The organism is Paenibacillus sp. p3-SID867 (genome assembly GCF_025142895.1).
GTDB lineage: Bacteria > Bacillota > Bacilli > Paenibacillales > Paenibacillaceae > Paenibacillus_AQ.
The window spans coordinates 556,726-574,309 of the sequence record NZ_JAMBDM010000004.1; the positions used below are offsets into that span (position 1 = coordinate 556,726).

General features: G+C 50.0%; 20 protein-coding genes. 9 read left to right on the forward strand and 11 right to left on the reverse strand.

Going from position 1 to position 17,584, the window contains the following annotated elements; genetic code table 11:
- Positions 1-68: 68 nt before the first annotated feature.
- A complete protein-coding gene (locus M4D81_RS11615) occupies positions 69-989 on the reverse strand; it encodes an aminoglycoside phosphotransferase family protein (protein ID WP_260066363.1) in 921 nt (306 codons plus the stop codon).
- Between the two features lie 209 nt (positions 990-1,198).
- On the opposite strand from M4D81_RS11615, the gene M4D81_RS11620 reads away from it, so the two are divergent.
- From M4D81_RS11620 to M4D81_RS11630, 3 genes are all read left to right on the forward strand, one after another.
- On the forward strand, positions 1,199-1,696 hold the full coding sequence (locus M4D81_RS11620) for a DinB family protein (RefSeq protein WP_260066364.1): 498 nt from the start codon (positions 1,199-1,201) through the stop codon (positions 1,694-1,696).
- Between the two features lie 65 nt (positions 1,697-1,761).
- Positions 1,762-2,754 carry a helix-turn-helix transcriptional regulator gene (locus M4D81_RS11625; protein WP_260066365.1) on the forward strand — a complete coding sequence of 331 codons (993 nt, stop codon included), beginning with the start codon at positions 1,762-1,764 and terminating at the stop codon, positions 2,752-2,754.
- A 5-nt stretch (positions 2,755-2,759) separates the two neighbouring features.
- Positions 2,760-3,062 (forward strand): putative quinol monooxygenase, encoded by a 303-nt coding sequence (locus tag M4D81_RS11630; RefSeq protein ID WP_071223237.1) that lies wholly within the window; start codon positions 2,760-2,762, stop codon positions 3,060-3,062.
- A 63-nt stretch (positions 3,063-3,125) separates the two neighbouring features.
- On the opposite strand, the gene M4D81_RS11635 is transcribed toward M4D81_RS11630, so the two are convergent.
- Complete coding sequence (locus tag M4D81_RS11635) at positions 3,126-3,953, reverse strand: AraC family transcriptional regulator (RefSeq protein WP_216530313.1); 828 nt, start codon at positions 3,951-3,953, stop codon at positions 3,126-3,128.
- A gap of 119 nt (positions 3,954-4,072) precedes the next feature.
- Between M4D81_RS11635 and M4D81_RS11640 the strand changes: the two genes are divergently transcribed.
- The 3 genes from M4D81_RS11640 to M4D81_RS11650 all read left to right on the forward strand — a co-directional run bounded on the left by M4D81_RS11640 (position 4,073) and on the right by M4D81_RS11650 (position 7,325).
- Entirely contained in the window at positions 4,073-5,422 is a 1,350-nt protein-coding gene (locus M4D81_RS11640; protein ID WP_260066366.1) for an alpha-L-fucosidase, read from the forward strand.
- Positions 5,423-5,652: 230 nt separating this feature from the next.
- Positions 5,653-6,537, forward strand: a complete 885-nt coding sequence (locus tag M4D81_RS11645) for an ATP-binding cassette domain-containing protein (RefSeq protein ID WP_260066367.1) — start codon at positions 5,653-5,655, stop codon at positions 6,535-6,537.
- Positions 6,537-7,325 (forward strand): ABC transporter permease, encoded by a 789-nt coding sequence (locus M4D81_RS11650; RefSeq protein ID WP_260066368.1) that lies wholly within the window; start codon positions 6,537-6,539, stop codon positions 7,323-7,325. Before M4D81_RS11645 ends, M4D81_RS11650 begins: the two co-directional genes overlap by 1 nt.
- A gap of 385 nt (positions 7,326-7,710) precedes the next feature.
- Here M4D81_RS11650 and M4D81_RS11655 read toward each other — a convergent pair whose 3' ends face one another.
- The 4 genes from M4D81_RS11655 to M4D81_RS11670 form a co-directional block, all read right to left on the reverse strand.
- Positions 7,711-8,508: a TetR/AcrR family transcriptional regulator gene (locus M4D81_RS11655; protein ID WP_260066369.1), complete on the reverse strand. Its 798-nt coding sequence runs from the start codon at positions 8,506-8,508 to the stop codon at positions 7,711-7,713.
- A gap of 145 nt (positions 8,509-8,653) precedes the next feature.
- A complete protein-coding gene (locus tag M4D81_RS11660) occupies positions 8,654-9,004 on the reverse strand; it encodes a VOC family protein (RefSeq protein WP_071223243.1) in 351 nt (116 codons plus the stop codon).
- A gap of 267 nt (positions 9,005-9,271) precedes the next feature.
- Positions 9,272-10,009 (reverse strand): SDR family oxidoreductase, encoded by a 738-nt coding sequence (locus M4D81_RS11665; RefSeq protein WP_260066370.1) that lies wholly within the window; start codon positions 10,007-10,009, stop codon positions 9,272-9,274.
- A gap of 65 nt (positions 10,010-10,074) precedes the next feature.
- Positions 10,075-10,338: an Atu4866 domain-containing protein gene (locus M4D81_RS11670; protein WP_260066371.1), complete on the reverse strand. Its 264-nt coding sequence runs from the start codon at positions 10,336-10,338 to the stop codon at positions 10,075-10,077.
- 199 nt (positions 10,339-10,537) lie between these two features.
- Between M4D81_RS11670 and M4D81_RS11675 the strand changes: the two genes are divergently transcribed.
- Positions 10,538-11,467 (forward strand): AraC family transcriptional regulator, encoded by a 930-nt coding sequence (locus M4D81_RS11675; RefSeq protein ID WP_260066372.1) that lies wholly within the window; start codon positions 10,538-10,540, stop codon positions 11,465-11,467.
- A 105-nt stretch (positions 11,468-11,572) separates the two neighbouring features.
- Here M4D81_RS11675 and M4D81_RS11680 read toward each other — a convergent pair whose 3' ends face one another.
- The 3 genes from M4D81_RS11680 to M4D81_RS11690 all read right to left on the reverse strand — a co-directional run bounded on the left by M4D81_RS11680 (position 11,573) and on the right by M4D81_RS11690 (position 14,815).
- The gene (locus tag M4D81_RS11680; protein ID WP_071223247.1) at positions 11,573-12,406 is read right to left on the reverse strand and encodes a carbohydrate ABC transporter permease; all 834 of its coding nucleotides are present in this window, start codon (positions 12,404-12,406) and stop codon (positions 11,573-11,575) included.
- Positions 12,407-12,422: 16 nt separating this feature from the next.
- Positions 12,423-13,313 carry a carbohydrate ABC transporter permease gene (locus tag M4D81_RS11685; RefSeq protein ID WP_009591023.1) on the reverse strand — a complete coding sequence of 297 codons (891 nt, stop codon included), beginning with the start codon at positions 13,311-13,313 and terminating at the stop codon, positions 12,423-12,425.
- 101 nt (positions 13,314-13,414) lie between these two features.
- Positions 13,415-14,815, reverse strand: a complete 1,401-nt coding sequence (locus M4D81_RS11690; RefSeq protein WP_071223248.1) for an ABC transporter substrate-binding protein — start codon at positions 14,813-14,815, stop codon at positions 13,415-13,417.
- A 318-nt stretch (positions 14,816-15,133) separates the two neighbouring features.
- Between M4D81_RS11690 and M4D81_RS11695 the strand changes: the two genes are divergently transcribed.
- Complete coding sequence (locus M4D81_RS11695) at positions 15,134-15,619, forward strand: anthrone oxygenase family protein (RefSeq protein ID WP_071223249.1); 486 nt, start codon at positions 15,134-15,136, stop codon at positions 15,617-15,619.
- A 23-nt stretch (positions 15,620-15,642) separates the two neighbouring features.
- On the opposite strand, the gene M4D81_RS11700 is transcribed toward M4D81_RS11695, so the two are convergent.
- Both M4D81_RS11700 and M4D81_RS11705 read right to left on the reverse strand, forming a co-directional pair.
- Positions 15,643-15,792 (reverse strand): hypothetical protein, encoded by a 150-nt coding sequence (locus M4D81_RS11700; RefSeq protein WP_260066373.1) that lies wholly within the window; start codon positions 15,790-15,792, stop codon positions 15,643-15,645.
- Positions 15,793-15,819: 27 nt separating this feature from the next.
- Complete coding sequence (locus tag M4D81_RS11705; protein ID WP_260066374.1) at positions 15,820-16,575, reverse strand: MerR family transcriptional regulator; 756 nt, start codon at positions 16,573-16,575, stop codon at positions 15,820-15,822.
- A gap of 146 nt (positions 16,576-16,721) precedes the next feature.
- Here M4D81_RS11705 and M4D81_RS11710 point away from each other — a divergent pair, with 146 nt between their 5' ends.
- Positions 16,722-17,582, forward strand: a complete 861-nt coding sequence (locus M4D81_RS11710) for an Hsp33 family molecular chaperone HslO (RefSeq protein ID WP_260066375.1) — start codon at positions 16,722-16,724, stop codon at positions 17,580-17,582.
- The last annotated feature ends 2 nt before the right edge of the window (positions 17,583-17,584 follow it).

Sequence of the window (17,584 nt, forward strand, 5' to 3'; positions counted from 1 at the left end):
TTTTTTTATATCGTATCATGCTGCGGCTTCAATAAATTCTTCTAGATTGCTAAACTGTCAATGATAGGCTAAGATGACCCCGGCATCGGTTTATACCAATTGGGTATATGCGTCTCGAACCCCTCATACCAGTTCAGTACCTTTTGAGCCTGATTCAGCATAACCCCCACTTCCTGCTCACCGAATGGAATCGCCCAGTGTATCGAGGAAATCTGATTACTCGCGATATAAAGCGCCATTAATCTGAAGAATGAATCCGGTACCTCTCCACCCTGGAAATATCCGTGAATACGACCGGAAGCAAACCACGGGCTAATCTCAGCATCCCACGTAATCCGGTTAAACTCCTCCCAAGGATCACCGGAATCCGCCCGGTTCAAATCGATGATGCCCAGCTCGCCTTCAGGCGTAACCACCATATTGCCGACATGATAATCTCCATGCTGAAAAGAACGGGGCCGCTCATCAAGCAAATATCGGTGCTCCTCCATATAACGAATGATGTTCTCCGCACCTGCGAGCCGGATGCCACAGCTCTCATAATTTTTGATGTACCTATCCATCTTGGAATTATAATAAACCGCCCACGTATCAAAGCCGCTCTCAGCCGGAATGCGATGCATCTCACTCAAATATTGGCCTGCCTGAACGCCCAGCCGGTACTGCTCCTCAGAATCCAGCAATGGAATGGCGTCCCTGGCATCTTCTCCCGGAACCCATGTGAACAGGGAAAACACTTGGCTGCCATCATGGCATACACCAAAATCAATCGGGCGGGACATACGCATTTCGATAGGATCCAGCTTTTTTACCGTTTCAAACTCCCATCGCTTCCTCTCGTATTGAGAGATGTCGGATAGCCGGAGGAGCCACTCCTTGCCTAGCGTATCCTGAACATAATATTTACGATCAGCCGACCAGCCCTTGTCAATTGCTTGAATGACAATCCATTCTTGAGCTCCCGGGATTTCACGAAGCGTTTCCTGCATGCTGTACCTCCTATATTCGATACCTTGCACGAGCTTTAAATCTCATACATTATAAATGAAGAAGGTTCTGTAGACCATGCATATCAATATTCGGCTAATCACTGGAATAATTAAATTCGTATCGCCCATAATCACTGACCGTAACTGTCAGGAATGGTGTAATATACTCGACTTGCAGCACACATCCTAAACCAAAGCGAGGATTACACATGAACATGAGCTTAGAGGATTTTAAGACTGAATGGTTAAAAGAGGCGCATATCACCGAACAAGTCATGAACGCTTTAACCGACGAATCGCTCAAAACCGCTATGACGGAGCACCATCGCACGCTTGGACAGCTGGCCTGGCATTTGGTGATGTCGATTCAGTACATGACCATGCTCGGTTTGCAGTTTGAGGGCCCGTCCCGCGAGCAGGAAATCCCCCATTCGGCCGCCGAGATTCAGGACAGCTACCGCCGGATCCGGCATGCCTTTCTGGATGCGGTGCAGTCGCAGTGGAGCGAGGCGGAACTTCGCGCTACCCGCGAATTCGACGGAGAGCCTTGGACAAATGCGGCATTCCTGCATTTTACCCTGGTTCATCAAGCGCATCACCGCGGACAGATGACGGTGCTGATGAGACAAGCCGGGCTGCGGATTCCCGAGCTCTACGGTCCGACCTACGATTCCTGGATCGACAAGGGCATGGACCCGCTCGTGTAGAAAAGATACAATCTACTTAAAAGTAAACATTTCGAGATCATCCCATCTGGAAGGAGCGCATCTAGATGTCCAAAGCGGATAATATGCTATCGATCCTGTGGATGCTCCGCTCGGGCAAGAAGATGACCGCTCAGCAAATCGCCGATGAGCTGGAAATCCATGTCCGAACGGTGTACCGCTGCATCGATTCGTTATGCGCCAGTGGCGCGCCCATCATTGCCGATTCCGGGCCGAACGGCGGCTTTCGGATCCTCGGGCAGTTTGCTGAATCCCCGCTGATGTTTGACGCCGAAGAGCAGAAGGCATTAGTGCACGCTTCGATCTTTGCCAAAGAAACCGGCTATCCGTATACGGACGCGCTGGAGCGGGCAATCGGCAAGCTGAAGCTTTATACAAATGAGGAGCAGCTTCATCAGATCGAACGGCACAGCAGCGGCATCTCGGTTCTGCAGCCTCCTGTCCATACCGGGCTTCAGCCGTTGCTGCAGACGCTGGAGAATGCCGCAGCGCAAGGACAAACCTTGAAGATGTCGTATTCGAAGGGCAGGGAGGGCGAGCGCGTTGCCCGAAACTTCGACCCCTACGGCATCATCCATTGGAAGGGTCAATGGTATGCTGCCGGCTTCTGCCATCTGCGCCAAGAGATTCGCAATTTTCGCGTGGATCGGATCATCGGGCTGGAGCTGACAGAACATGTATTTGAACGGCCCGCTGACTTTTCGGCCAAGGATGTACTGCTTGGCAGTCTTCTGCCCGATTCAGGCAGCCGTGAACCGCTGATCCATGTCGTCATCCAAGGCCATGAGCATGTTCTGAATGAATTAAGCCAGCATTGGTTATTTGGACATACTCTTGTGAAGCGCCGTGATGGAGAAGCTCATTTCCAGCTGGATACATCTTCGCTGATGTCCTATGTTCCCTATTTTCTTCTCCCTTACGGCAAGGCTTTAACCATTCTGGAGCCCGCTTCTCTCGTGCTGAAACTGTCAGAGATCACGACAAGCATGGCGCTCCATTACGAACGCATGTTAAGCGACATGACCAAAAAGGAAGGGTGAACCCGATGGAGAAGTTTGCGATGTACGGAAAACTGATTGCCCATCCCGGCAAACGGGATGAACTTGCGGAGATCCTGCTCGAAGCAGCAGCGATGCTTAGCGATAACGAAGACTGTGAACTCTATATCGTCAACGTTTCGGACAGCGATCCGAATGCCGTATGGGTCACGGAATTGTGGAGCAGCCAAGACGCGCATGCCGCTTCGTTGCAGGGAGCCGATACGTCCGAGCTGCTGCAGCGCGGGCGCCCGCTGATCGCCGGCGCAGAGCCGCTCAAGCTTAAGCCGCTTGGAGGAAAAGGTTTTTAGGCAAACCTGATCAGAAGAAAAGAGGCTATCCCCGAATCGATTTCAGGGACAGCCTCTTTTTTGCTATATATTGTTCCGATATTCCGAGGGGCTGTAACCAACCTCTTTACGAAACGTTTTCGAGAAATAGTTCGCTGATTCAAAGCCGGTGGCGTCCGCAATTTCTTTGATGCTTAGAGGGGTCGTTCTTAGCATGAGTTTGGCCTGCTCCATCCGCTTGAGGCTTAGATATTTCTGCGGCGTGATCCCAAAATGCCGTTTGAAGTACTTAATAAAATAATTCGGATGCAAATGCAGCGTCCCCGCCATCTGCTCCAGCGTAATCTCTTCATGCAGGTGATTCTTAATGTACTGCTGTACTTTGTGGAGCCTGCCCATATCTTCCATTTTGTCCGTATGAATCTGCGGCTGCTGGTGCTCGAACACGCGGGACAGGATGTCCAGCATAACCGACTTTTCCTTTAACCGCGCTGCTATGGTACCGGTACGGTGCGCTTCCACCAGCTGCTGGAATAATGACGGAATCTCCGCATTGCCCGATAAATCATAACAGTATGGAACGTTCAACCAGGAAAACACGTCAGAATCGCCTACGGTCGCCGAGAAGTGCGACCAGTATTTAAGGTAGGGACGGCCGCTGATGACGGAGTAGGATTGCCTGGTCCGTGCCGGCATCAGAACCAATTGACCCGGAACGGGGTACAGCTCCTCATCGCCGATCTTCACCCATCCTTCCCCGTCCAGTATAAAATAGAGCTTGTTGTAAGACACGGTGTAGTCGAATTCCTTCCACTCCGGCCAGCACTGCGTTCTTTCGGCCTCCCAGATCTGAACCTGCATGTTCAGGAGCATCTGCTGAATGGCTTCATGTTCATTACGTTCATTCTTCATCTTCGATTATCCTCTAAAGTTATTATAATACCCGTCAGAGTTAAGTAATTATCTATTCATACTAACACATTCTTGTTAAAATCAAACTCGACAATTCCAAGAATCGGAGGTTTGAATCCATGACAACGACTACCACTCCAACCAATCAAGTCATCCACGATCGAAACCAGCGCGTGCAATGGTTCCAGAACGACCGTTTCGGCTTGTTCATCCACTGGGGGCTCTACTCCATTCCGGCCAGAGGCGAATGGCTCCGAAGCACGGAACAGATGAGCATCGAAGACTACCAGACCTATTTCGATGAATTTGATCCCGTTGACTATAATCCTCGGGAGTGGGCCAAAGCGGCCAAGAAAGCAGGCATGAAGTATGCGGTGCTGACGGCCAAGCACCATGACGGATTCTGTTTGTTCGACAGCAAGCTGACCGAATATAAATCAACGAATACCAAAGCCGGTCGGGACCTCGTGCAGGAGTTTCTGGAAGCTTTCCGTGAAGAAGGCCTTAAAGTTGGCCTCTACTTCTCACTGATTGACTGGTACCATGAGGACTATCCGGCCTATGGGGACCGCATTCACCCGATGCGGGCGAACGAAGCCTTCAAGCGCGATCCGAAAAACTTCGACAGATACCTGGATTACATGCATGGGCAGGTGCGGGAGCTGCTGACAGGCTACGGCAAACTCGATATCATGTGGTTTGACTTCTCTTATGATAACATGCGCGGCGAGGTGTGGCGCGCTACCGAGCTGATGAAGATGATCCGCGAACTCCAGCCGCATATTCTTATCGATAACCGGCTTGAAGGCAGCGGCGAGAGCGGGGGCAGCATCTACACTACCGATCCTTCCGTTTACAGCGGAGATTTCGCTTCGCCTGAACAGATCATTCCGCCGCACGGCGTCGTGGATCAGACTGGTGCCCCGATCCCATGGGAAGCCTGCATCACGCTGAATAACAACTGGGGCTATGCAGCCGCTGACCGCAATTACAAATCGGCAACCACGATCATCCGCAAGCTGGTGGAATGTGTCAGCAAGAACGGCAACATGCTGCTGAATGTCGGACCCGACGCGAGAGGCGTCATTCCTAAGGAGAGCCTCGACGTGCTGGAGGAAATCGGTGACTGGATGAGCAAGAACGGCGACAGTATCTATGGCTGCGCTGCCGCCGATTATCCGAAGCCGGATTGGGGGCGGTACACCCAAAAAGGCAATAAGCTGTATGCCCACGTCTTTGAGGAGTCCATCGGACCGATTAATCTCATCGGTATGGCCGACAAGGTAAAGAAGGCCCGTCTGCTCGCTGACGGATACGAATTGTTCCTCAGCCGCCCATGGAGCGCAGCGGAATTCACCGAGGACGCATTTGTGAATTTCGCGCGGCCTGAACACTTCACGTATCCGCTACCCGACAAACGCAATACCGTCATTGAACTGGAGCTTCATGACGAATCGGATCGTTCATAGCGCCAAGCTGGCCTATACCCTGGCTTACATTCTGAATAGAGCCTGACACGATGTTTTGTTACATCGCGCCAGGCTCTTTTTTTATACCCAGAAGCTCCATCATCCCTGTAGCCTCACGCAGCGTCCAAACTTAAAAAAACATATTGCAAGATAACTGTTTATACAATATACTAATTATCAATTAAACTGTTTATTATATATACAATTAAATTCAAGGAGTTGAACCTAATATGAGTAACCATGCTGTTGAGATTCATCAATTGCGTAAAAGCTTTGGACATCAAACCGTCCTGGACGGGATCAACCTGAACGTGCAGGCAGGAAGCGTATTTGCCCTTCTCGGTCCCAACGGTTCCGGCAAAACAACCTTAATCAATATCCTATCGACCTTGGTGACACCCGATGCAGGCAGTGTGCGGATCAACGGATATGATCTCGGACAGGGCAAGCAGGATGTCCAGAAGTCCATCAGTCTGACCGGCCAGTTTGCTGCCGTCGACGAATTATTGACTGCGGAAGAGAACCTGCGGATGATATGCAGGCTGTCGGGTTTATCCGCAGCGGAAGCACGCCTGCGAACCGCCGAACTGCTCGAACAATTCGACCTCGTTGCTGCTGCAGCCAAGCGCGTGAAGACATATTCGGGCGGAATGAAAAGACGGCTTGATCTTGCGATCAGCCTTACCGTGCCGCGTCCCGTTCTGTTTCTGGATGAACCGACCACGGGACTGGACACACGCAGCCGCCGTACCCTGTGGGATATCATCCTGCAATTGAAGAGTCAGGGCATCACCATACTGCTGACCACGCAGTATTTGGAAGAAGCCGATCAGCTTGCGGACCGGATTGCGGTCCTGGATAGCGGACGAATCGTTGCTGAAGGGAGCCCGGCTGAACTGAAGACCCGGGTCGGAGGTGAGATGCTGGAGCTCCGCAACGTACACGACGAGGTGATTCACAGGATTCCGACAAATGGCAGCATTAGGGATGTCGCGCAGACGCTTCAAGAATTCACTCGCCTGCTTCCGAGCGAGACGCGTGTAAGTCTTCACAGACCAAATATGGATGATGTATTCCTGTCGCTAACCGACAAGAAATTGGAGGAAATCGTATAATGAGAGGAACAGCTTCGAACTCAAAAACAACGACCTTAGCGGTCACCCAAACCGTCTTTATCGGTCGCAGCTTACGTCACAGCATCCGAAACGCGGAGGCAATGATTACGGCCATGATGCTGCCGATTATGTTGATGCTGCTGTTCACCTATGTGTTTGGCGGAGCACTCGATCCCAGCGGACAGTATGTTGACTACGTGGTGCCGGGAATTATACTGCTATGCGCCGGCTTCGGATCGTCCAGCACGGCCGTCGATGTCTCCCAGGATATGACCAATGGCATCATTGACCGCTTCCGCACCATGCCCATTCAAAGCATCAGTGTCATTACAGGACATGTGGTAGCCAGCCTTGCCCGAAACATGCTGGCGACATTCGTCGTTATCGCTGTGGCCCTGCTCGTCGGATTCAGGCCTTCGGCGGGACTTCTGGAGTGGATTCTTGCTATCGGATTGATCGCGCTCTTCATCTTTGCCTTCACTTGGCTCTATGCCGCCATCGGCCTCGTTGCAGGCAGCCCCGCAGCGGCCGGCAGCTATGGATTCGCCCTGCTCTTCCTCCCCTACCTCTCCAGTGCCTTCGTTCCTACCGAAACGATGCCGACATGGCTGCAAGGGGTCGCAAGCAACCAGCCGATTACGCCGGTCATCGAGTCCATTCGCGGGTTGCTGACGGGTGGGTCTATTCAGGATCACATCGGCTGGGCAATAGGATGGTGTCTGTTTATCCTTGTCGCCTCTATGTTATGGGGCATGTGGACCTTTAAGAGAAAAGCTGGTCGACGTTAAATATGCTTTAAGCGCGGCAACCATTCAGGCATGCCCCGGATCACACACCGCATACAGGGAGCAGTGCACACAATATAGTATTGCGTTTTTAAGAGCCACATAAGGAACTTCATCCCCTTCCAGCGGCGGTCATGTCCGTCCGGAAACGTTATTTACCAACCAGACCATGGCCCCCCGCATCAGGCTTAATCAACCAGCAAAAAACCGATCCTCATGCGAGGATCGGTTTTTTTACTCAGCTGCGGCACACTTTTTCTGCATGCTCTTACAGCGTACTCTTATTGTGTATACTCTTACTGTGTACTTTCTTAATGCACTTTCTTTCTGTCTGTACTCTCTTACTCCACGCTCTTACAACCACGACCTGTAACTTTGACGAATATCATTACTTGTCCGACTGTCCGTGCTGTGTCTTGGCCTGAAGATAATGATCAATGCCGTCCAAAATGCGTTCTAACCCGAAATCAATGTCGTTGCCAATCGGATTCTCTTCCCGGTTCTCCTCCGTATAGACCCCCGACATCACAACCGGATGCAGGAATGGAAACCGATCCGGCGTTACAAGCTGTTTCAGTGCGGCCGTATAATCGAGTCCGCTAAATTGTTCCGGGGTGGATCCTGCCTGCACGGCACGGTCCAGATCCCGCTGCATCATGCCGCTTGATCTTGAATAATTGCTTAACAGGAGAATCAAAGACATCCGCTCATAATCATTTAATGGCATGTCCTTCATGAAACGCAGACCCCAGTCGATAAATCGAAGGTTATTCGGCGTAATGGGAATACCCATAATCGGAATGTCACCGTACCAAGGGTGGTCCCGAAATACCTGCATCGTCGATTTGACGTAGATTCGCATATTCTCGCGCCAATCTGCGAAATCTTCCGGTGGAATGGGGATATCGCATACGGCGTCCTGCATCAGAAGCAGCAGGTCGTCCTTGCTGGAAATATACCGGTACAGGGACATGGCAGTAAAACCCAAAGCGGATGCGATCCGATTCATGGAGACCGCCTGAAGCCCTTCCTTATCAGCGATGTCGATGGCCGTCTGCACAATCTGCGTCAGGCTCATCTCCCGTTTCGGTCCCCGCTTCGGCGGCTTTACCAACCCCCAGCTCAGAGCCGCCCCTCCGGGCAGCCTGGATCCAATATCCGGATCCATACTCTCATCTTTTGACATGATTTGTGTATCCTTTCTGCATTCTAGCTTCTGATGTTCATTGCTAATTGTTTATATTATAAACAGTATATCATATGCGTTCATTCTTATGTACAGAGTAGAATATGAGCTACTTGCGAGGATACCAAATTTGACCACCGTACACTCAATCATGTGACAAAATGTTGACCAGCTTCCCGAACGGATCGCGGACAAAAAAGCGTCTTACTCCCCAAGGCTCATCAACGGGGCCATATTCAATGGAAAAGCCAGCCCGCCTCATCTCCTCCAGCACGGCCTCTATCTCATCCACTTCGATCGACAGATCCGGGACGGGCGTGCCGCCGCCTCCCTCGGAAGCAAAGCTGATCTGTATGCTCATCCTCTCCTTCGAGCCATAAGTGGCAATCCAGCCATGATCCATTAACATATCCAGACCCAGCACATCTTGATAAAACGTCTTGGCTGCGGCGACATCCTCCGTATCGATATTCGCAACGATTCGTTTAACTCTCAACTTGTCCTCCTCCATTCATCATGCTAAAGATATCATTGCATCTATGCTATACGCGCCCTCATGTAAAATACATAACTAAAGTATAACAAATCCTTCCAACAAAAAAAGCTGTTGAGGTTTACTCAACAGCTGATTCTTTAGCCCTTTGATGCAGTGGTCGTCCCTCCTTGCAGAAGCCCGAGGCCTGCGCTCAAACATAAACTTTTTCGATAATATGAACCAAGCGCTCCCAAAAAGGGTTGTTATCGTCATGGACATATCCTTGAGTTAGGCGGAACTTGCGGTCGGCCTGATGATGATTTCATTCACATCGACTTCCGGCGGCTGCTCGATAGCATATAAAATCGCTTGCGCAATCGAAGTCGCCGGAATGGATATTCTTCGATATTCCTTCATGACCTGTCTGGCCGTATCATCGGAGATACTGTCGGCCAGCTCCGACTCCGTTACCCCCGGCGATATTTGCGTGACCCGTATACCGCTGCCAACCTCCTGGCGCAGGCCCTCCGAGATTGCCCGAACCGCATGCTTGGTGGCACAATAAACGGCTGCGGTTGGCGATACTTCGTATGCCCCGATGGAAGCTATATTGATAAATTGACCAAAGCCCTGCTTCTGCATCACCGGCAGCCCTGCCGCAATGCCATGGAGGACGCCGCGGATGTTCACATCGATCATCCGGTTCCATTCGTCCACCTTCAAGGCCTCCAAGGGTGACAGAGGCATAACCCCAGCATTGTTGAGCATGACATCCAACCGCCCGAATCGGCTCACCGCCAAGTCGATGAAAGATTCCATTTGATCGAGATGAGCCACATTCAGCGATTGGCAAACAGCTGAGCCGCCTTCCCGATTCAATGCGGAAGCAAGCTTCTCCAGCCTGTCCGTCCTTCTCGCCCCAAGAACCACATGGGCACCGTGATGAGCCAGCAGCCGGGCTGCCGCTTCACCGATCCCGCTGCTTGCGCCTGTAATGGCCACGACTTTTCCTTTAACGTTAGACATACAGCTCTCCTCCTGATACCTGTTCTGTACTTCTAAGCCAAACCGTTCTCTTCTATCTCGCACGTTTAGTTTTCCCGAACCAATACCATCCCTGCATGATAGAGAACGCCGTCCCGAAAATCGCCGTCAGCCGTGAATCCGATATCATCCACATATTCGATGTGATCGCCTTGAATGAAATAGCGGCCTTGATAAGCGCTTTTCCGCCGACCCCGTGCTTCATCATAACGACCGTTTGGCAGCAGTTCGTGGCGAATGTATCCGTCCTTGGTCACCCACATGCCTATGTAGGGATGCTGAACCTCATTCGCTTTAAGAGCTGGATCCATTCCAATACCTCCTCATTACTCTTATCTGATCCTCTTGAGTTTCATGCATAATCGTCCTGCCTTCAACCATCGAGGATACTCTAATTATGCCTGCATGGAGTATTTATCCGGTAGCCGAATCCACCACGATTCTTGCCTATTCCTGCAAACCTTATTAAGATTAAATTAAATACCATCGGAGGAGGCTCGCCGAACCAAGATGTTAGATCATGGAGGAAGCAATCTGCAGAACGAACTTGCAGGTTACATCGAAAAATACACGAGTACGGACGGTACCCATACTACGCCTATACCCAATCTATCTTTAATACGGGCAACCGACGGGACGGAATTGATCCACACCATTCACGAGCCCGCACTGTGCATCGTAGCTCAAGGGAGAAAATTAATCATGCTGGCACAAGAAAGCTATTTTTATGACTCGTACAGTTATCTTGTCGTCTCGCTGCAATTGCCCATATCCGGCCAAGTGATTCAGGCATCACCGGAGCTGCCCTACCTGTGCCTTAGACTGGATTTGGATCGACATCTGATCTTCGACCTCATTCCATCCTGCCAAGAGACCCTTCCTAAGAAAACCGACTCCACAAAAGCCCTCTTTGTCAGCTCGATGAATCAGGCTCTCCTGGATGCCGTCGTCCGCCTCGTGCGCCTTCTGGATACGCCGGAGGATATTTCCGTCCTTGCTCCCCTGGTCACGAAGGAAATTGTTTATCGAATCCTTCAAGAGGAACAAGGCCAATCCATGAAACAATTTGCCGTCAGCGGCAGTCATGCGCAGCGAATCGCGGCAGCTGCCCAGTTGATAGAGCGGGATTATAATCAGCCCCTTCACATCGCTGATCTGTCCGCTGCCGTCAATATGAGTCCTTCTTCGCTTCATCATCACTTTAAGGAAATCACCGCCATGAGCCCGCTGCAATATCAAAAACAAATCCGATTGCAAGAGGCGCGCCGACTTCTGCTCTTGGAAACATCCGAAGCTGCAGATGTAGGCTTTCAGGTCGGCTATGAAAGTCCCACTCAGTTCAACAGGGAATATGCCCGCATGTTCGGTTTGCCTCCGATCCGGGATATCAAGCGTCTGCGCGAGTCATTGGACCTCGGCCCTAGGCAGGTCCAGGCCTGATTGGAACAGACAGCTCACGGGAACGATTTCGCCAAACACAAAAAAACGGCATGGCTGCCGTTTTTCTATTTTGGGCATCCCATGCCCTGCATTCTGTTATTTTCCCTATCCCTTCGTTCCGCCCTGCAGCCCGAAACCCTTGGACATGAACTGCTGGGAGAGAATATACATGATGATTGCCGGAATGGCGTACAGCACGGAGAAGGCGGCCAGGCTGCCGTAATCGACCATACCATACTGCCCGAAGAACTGATAGAGCTTCAAGGAAGCCGGGAACTTCTCCGGCGACTGCAGCAGGATATACGGAACGAAGAAATTGCCCCAGCTGCCCGAGAAGGTAAATATCGCGACCGTACAAATACCCGGAACCATCAGCGGCGCCACTACCTTGCGCATTCCCGTAAACACCGAAGCTCCATCCACCCAGGCGGCTTCCTCCAGATCGCTCGGCACGGAATCCATGAAGTTCTTCATCATCCAGATCCCGTACGGCATGGACGACGCGACATAAAACAAGATGACGCCAAAAATATTGTCATACAGCTTGAGCCCCAGGAACAGCTGGTACACAGGCACCATTACAGCCGTAATCGGGAGCGATGTCATAAACAAAATGGTCAGCATAAAGGGCTTTTTATATTTCATCTGATACCGGGATAGCGGATAAGCTGCGAGCAGCGCCAGAAGAACAACCAATACGGCTTGGCCAAGCGACATCACCAGACCAATCAGATATGCACGCTGGTTCTCGCTGCTGGTCATCACCTCTACATAGTTTGCACCGGTAACCTTGCTAGGCATCTTGAGCGATTGCATCGCATTCGGATCGACGGAAGCCACGAGCACCCAGAGCAGCGGCAGCACAAAGCAAATACCGATCCCCGTTAGGATCGCGTACGGCAGAATTCGATAGATTAATTTACGTTGTTTGGCATTCATATGATCTCACCTCTGGTTACTCTTTCATCGACCTGATATACAGCAGGCTTAACACAATCCCGATCAGCAGCAGCAGCAGCGAAATGGCGGTTCCATAGCCTAATTGATAGTTCACAAATGCCTGATTGTACATGAAGATCGGCAGGGTCGTCGTCGAATTGCCCGGACCGCCCCCGGTCATCGCATAGATGAGTCCGAACACCCCAAGCGTCTGCAGCGTAACCAGCATCATGTTGGTTGTGATGGTGCTTTTAATGTAAGGGATAATGATACGCGTGAAGATTTTCCACTTGGAGGCTCCATCCACCACCGCCGCTTCCTCTATTTCGTTAGGCACATCATCCAGCGCTGCTTGAAATACCAGCATCGAGAAGGCGGTGCCGTGCCAAATGTTCGCAAGAATGATGGTCAGCATCGGGACGGTAAACAGCCAGGTCACTTCCGAAAATCCAAAAAAAGTGATGATCGCATTCAGCGTGCCTTCATCCCCGAAGAAACTGTACAGGCAAAGAGCACATACAATCTCGGGCGTCACCCATCCTGCCAGCACAATCGTTCCAATCACTCGCCGAAACGTTTTGTTTCTCTGCTTCATCAGCAGCGCGATCAGAAATCCCAGCACCTGCTGCCCGATCACAGCCGAGCCGATGAGGAAAACCAGCGTGTTCCATATACTGATCCGAACCGTGGGGTCCTGGAACATCCGGGTATAGTTGTCAAGGCCGATAAACTTAAGCTCCCTCGCCGCTTCGCCGGTTAACGCCAGGTTGGTAAAGGAATAGAAGAACGTTAACAGAATGGGATATATAAAAAACACGAGCATAATCGCGATTGAAGGAAGCAAAAAAAAGAGCCAGGTATACGTTTTTCTTCGTTTCGGGTAAACGTCTACGGACAGACTGCTCATGGTTCGTTCTCCTTTTCGTGCAGATGATCTGAAACACCGCTTGCCCAAGCCTCCGCGATACATGGAGCGCTTGAGCAAGCCGGTTCTGTACGTATAGCCGATTATTTCTCCAAGATATGATCCGCTCCGACAATGCGGGTGACGTCCTGCGCATATTTATTCATGGCATCTGCAGGCGATGTTCCGGTTGCTACGGATTCCACCATGGTCTGAATCTGCGTCGACACTTCCGGATACTTCTCCTGGGCCGGTCTGAACTCTGCGTTCTGCAGGTATTCGGTCGCGATTTCGTTAAACGGCATTTTCGTATATTCCGGATCCTTGGCAACATCGGCACGGACCGTGATATTCCCTGAGGACATGACAAGCTTCTGCGTATTTTCCTTGTTTAGCGCATACTTGATAAATTCCCAAGCCTCGTCTTTGTTCTTGGAGTTGCTTGGAATCGACAGCGCCCACCCACCGGCTAGCGTAATCGATCCCGGGTCCTGCCCTTGGCTGGTCGGCATTGGCGCGAAGCCGAGCACATCTTTGTATTCAGGCCATGGTGCTGCGCCTGATTCCATATAGTTGCCCGTGATCCAGGATCCATCCAGTGAAATCGCCAGCTTGCCTTGCGGCAGGTATTCGCGGGAAGCCGTGTTGCCTGCCTGACCGTTCAATACTTTGGAGAGCGGTGGTCCGAGCTTCTCTTTATTGACCGTCTCCACAAAAGTCAGCGCATCCAGAATACCCTGGCTTTTTGTAATCCATTTGCCGCTGGCATCGTCATACAGCCTTTCTCCAGTTCCGTAGAGCAGCATTTCATAGGTTTGCATGGAGGTAGCTTCGCCTGTAGCCTTGCCCATGTTCATCCAGATCGGCACAACGTCAGGCGCCTTCTCCTTGATCGTACGCGCAGCGCTTAAGACCTCCTCCCAGTTCTTAGGCTGCCAATCCTCCGGAAGACCTGCCTGTTTGAATATGTCCTTGTTGTACCAGAGGCCCCTGGAATCCGTATTGTACGGTACGCCATAAACCTTGCCATCGCTGGCAGTAACCCCCTTCTTCATCGCTTCGATGAAGGAACCGTTGCCCCAGTCTTCCCATCCGGCCAATTTATCGTCAAGCGGTTCGAGATAACCTGCGCTTGCATCAGAATTCAGGATAAAGGTATCCTCTGTCACGATATCCGGCGCCGTATCTTTTGACTTGAGCGCCAAGGCCACCTTGGCAAAATAATCGCCTTCCGAGGCCTGAATCGGTGTCGGCTTAATCTCTACGCTTTTGTCAGGGTAGCTGGCCGAAACTTCCTTGAGCCATTTATAGAACGCTCCGTTCTCACCGATCCCGTCATCCCGAAACGTTACAGTAATGATTTTCTTGGCCGTCTCTCCATCCTTTCCCGGCTCCGGATCGCCGGTATCGGCCGGCGCTCCCTTACCCCCGGTACAACCGAATAACAAAGAAACGCTTAATAAAGCCGTCGTTACTAGCCAAAAACCCCTCTTGCCTGACTTCATACTACTCCCTCCTTTTGGCTGCAGCACATTTGATATATTATCCAAATTCTGTATACGCTTACGAGAGCGTATATATAACTCTATTTTGAAAATTGTGGGGATATTCTGAACTTTTTTCTCATAACGCGCGGCGTAATGAACTAATTACCAGAAATAGAAAATATTAATAGATCATTCAGAGTCTATTGATTGATTATAATGTTCTGCATATTTAGGTCTTTACTTTTGCTGGAAATCCAATTATATTTGTATGTACAAACAATTAAATGAATATACTGGAACCATACCAGAAACTATGACATTGGAGGTTTACTATCCATGAGTGACCGCTTAATTTTTTTGCTGGCTGTATTCTCGGTAACCGGATCGGGACTCATAGCCGGGCTGTTCTTCGCTTTCTCGTCTTTTATAATGACAGCGCTAGCCCGAATTCCCAATGAACAGGGGATCCATGCCATGCAGTCCATCAATGCAACCATTCTCAATCCTTTGTTCGGCACATTGTTTACAGGCACTGCGTTAACCAGTATCGTGCTTGCGGTATTATCCATCATGCGCTGGGGGGAACCCGGCTCGTTGTATTTGCTTGCCGCCAGCCTGCTCTATTTAGCGGGATTCATCATAACGATGGCGTTCAACGTCCCGCTCAATGACGCACTGGCCGCTGTTGACCCAGGAAGCAGTGCCGGAGGTGAGGTATGGAATAACTACCTGAGACGCTGGGTGCCCTGGAATCATGTGCGAACCATCACTTCCTTAGGGGCGATGATCCTGTTTGTTTTTGCCTTACGGCATCTCCCTTAAGAGGGATCACGGGAATGGGGCGGCTATAATCCATAAACCTTGAATGCCTCCCCATCGTTCCACATGTTATTAAATGCCGATTCAAAACTTGCGCCTGTCGCTTCATCATGAATGTTCACGGCAACATCATCGTTCTCTTCCACGGCCGATTGGAGGTAACTGAATGAACCCACTTCCACCTTCGTTCCGTCAAGCGAAACTCATGCATCCGTTGTTATAATGTCCACCGCTTGTTTGATAAAACTGTACAATTCCCCGTCCATCCCATAGGATAGTGCATCATCCGGATACTCCGCATAGTACTGCTCTGCTGAATGAATAAACTCTTCATTTATATGAACCCATGACGACATCATTTCTATCCATATCTTCGCCAATGCCCTCACCTCGTCCTCATGAGGTGCCATGCCCTTCTCATATAACCTTCGAAATTCGGAAAGAAGCCGAGCCCCTTCAGCCTGCAATTCCTCCAGTTCGTTTTCTTTCATCAAGCTGAACCATTTCTTCATCTCTTCGGATTGCGGTGCTTTAAAATGCCTACTCTCCGTCATCCTCATCAACAGAATCGCCATCATTAAACGCTCACTAGACACGTGTTCTCCAGATAGGAACAACTTATCGATTCCCTCGATTCGACTACGCAGCTCCGTCAAAATTTCGATTTGATCGTTCAATTGAGCGAGCTGAATATCCATCATATCTCTAAGAGAATGCCCCGATTCACTCAGGGTTAATTTGATATCCTCCAATGAGAATCCTAACTGCTTCAAGGTCATGATTTGATGCAGTTTAGCTACGTCGGCTTCGGTATAGAGACGGTGACCCGCTTCCGTATTTTCCGAGGGGGAAAATAGCCCGATTTGATCATAATGGTGCAGCGTTCGAACGGTTATCCCTGTACGCTTCGCAAGTTCACCGACTTTCCAATTTCGCTTACGGATAAGATCCCCTCCCAAGAATAGTTGTACGACTCGACTCAATCATAATATAAGAAGCTTTGTTCCCCCTTGCACCTGACGCTACGTCAGGAATTATACTGCAAATAATACGATCCAAGTACATTTTCAACAGTAAATACCATCAGAAAGGACTATAGGATAAAATGCAGAATGGAAACTTCGTACTACAATCTTTAGCTTACAATCATCAAGTGCGCATTTTGTTTGTGGAGAATACAGAACTTCTTAACGATATGTGCCATCCCCCGTCAATGCACAAACTACTCAAAACAGCATGGGGACAAACCATAACCTCCGCTTGTCTGATTATAGGAACATTAAAAGACAATCAAAGATTAAGCTTAAAAATCAAGTTTAGTAATGCGTGTCATAAAATCTTTGCTGATGTAGACAGCATGGGGAATGTGCGGGGATACCTCAGTGATGAACTGGTACACATAACCCTGGATCAGCTGAATCATGGACATCTTAAAAAAATAGTCGGTGATAAGGGCAGCATTCATATTACGAAGGACTTAGGCATGAACAGCTTGTTCACCGGAATTACGGATATGCCTTATCGTAACATCATAGATGACTTGTCACATTACTATCAACAAAGCGAACAAACATCCACCGATTTCTACAGTTATATCCAATTTAATGAAAACGATGAAATTGATTTAAGTAGAGGTATCATGGTTCAACTTCTTCCCGGCTGCCCCCCGCATCGGATTCAGCAGATAAAAAAGGAGGTCAGAATGCATCAGTACATTTTGGCGGATAAATCCAACAGTCTCATGGAGATACCCGGCAAGATTTTCAAAGACATAGAGATTGTCGGGAGCATCCCGATTCAACATTTCTGTGGCTGTTCAAAAGAAGTGTTATACCCCATACTTCATTCACTAGAAAAGAAAGATTTGAAGTACGCTGTTATGAAAGCAGAACCGATTGAACTTGTCTGCCATATTTGCGGCAACAAATACGATTTCGAGCCCCATGAAATTGCCGGACTCCTCTAGCT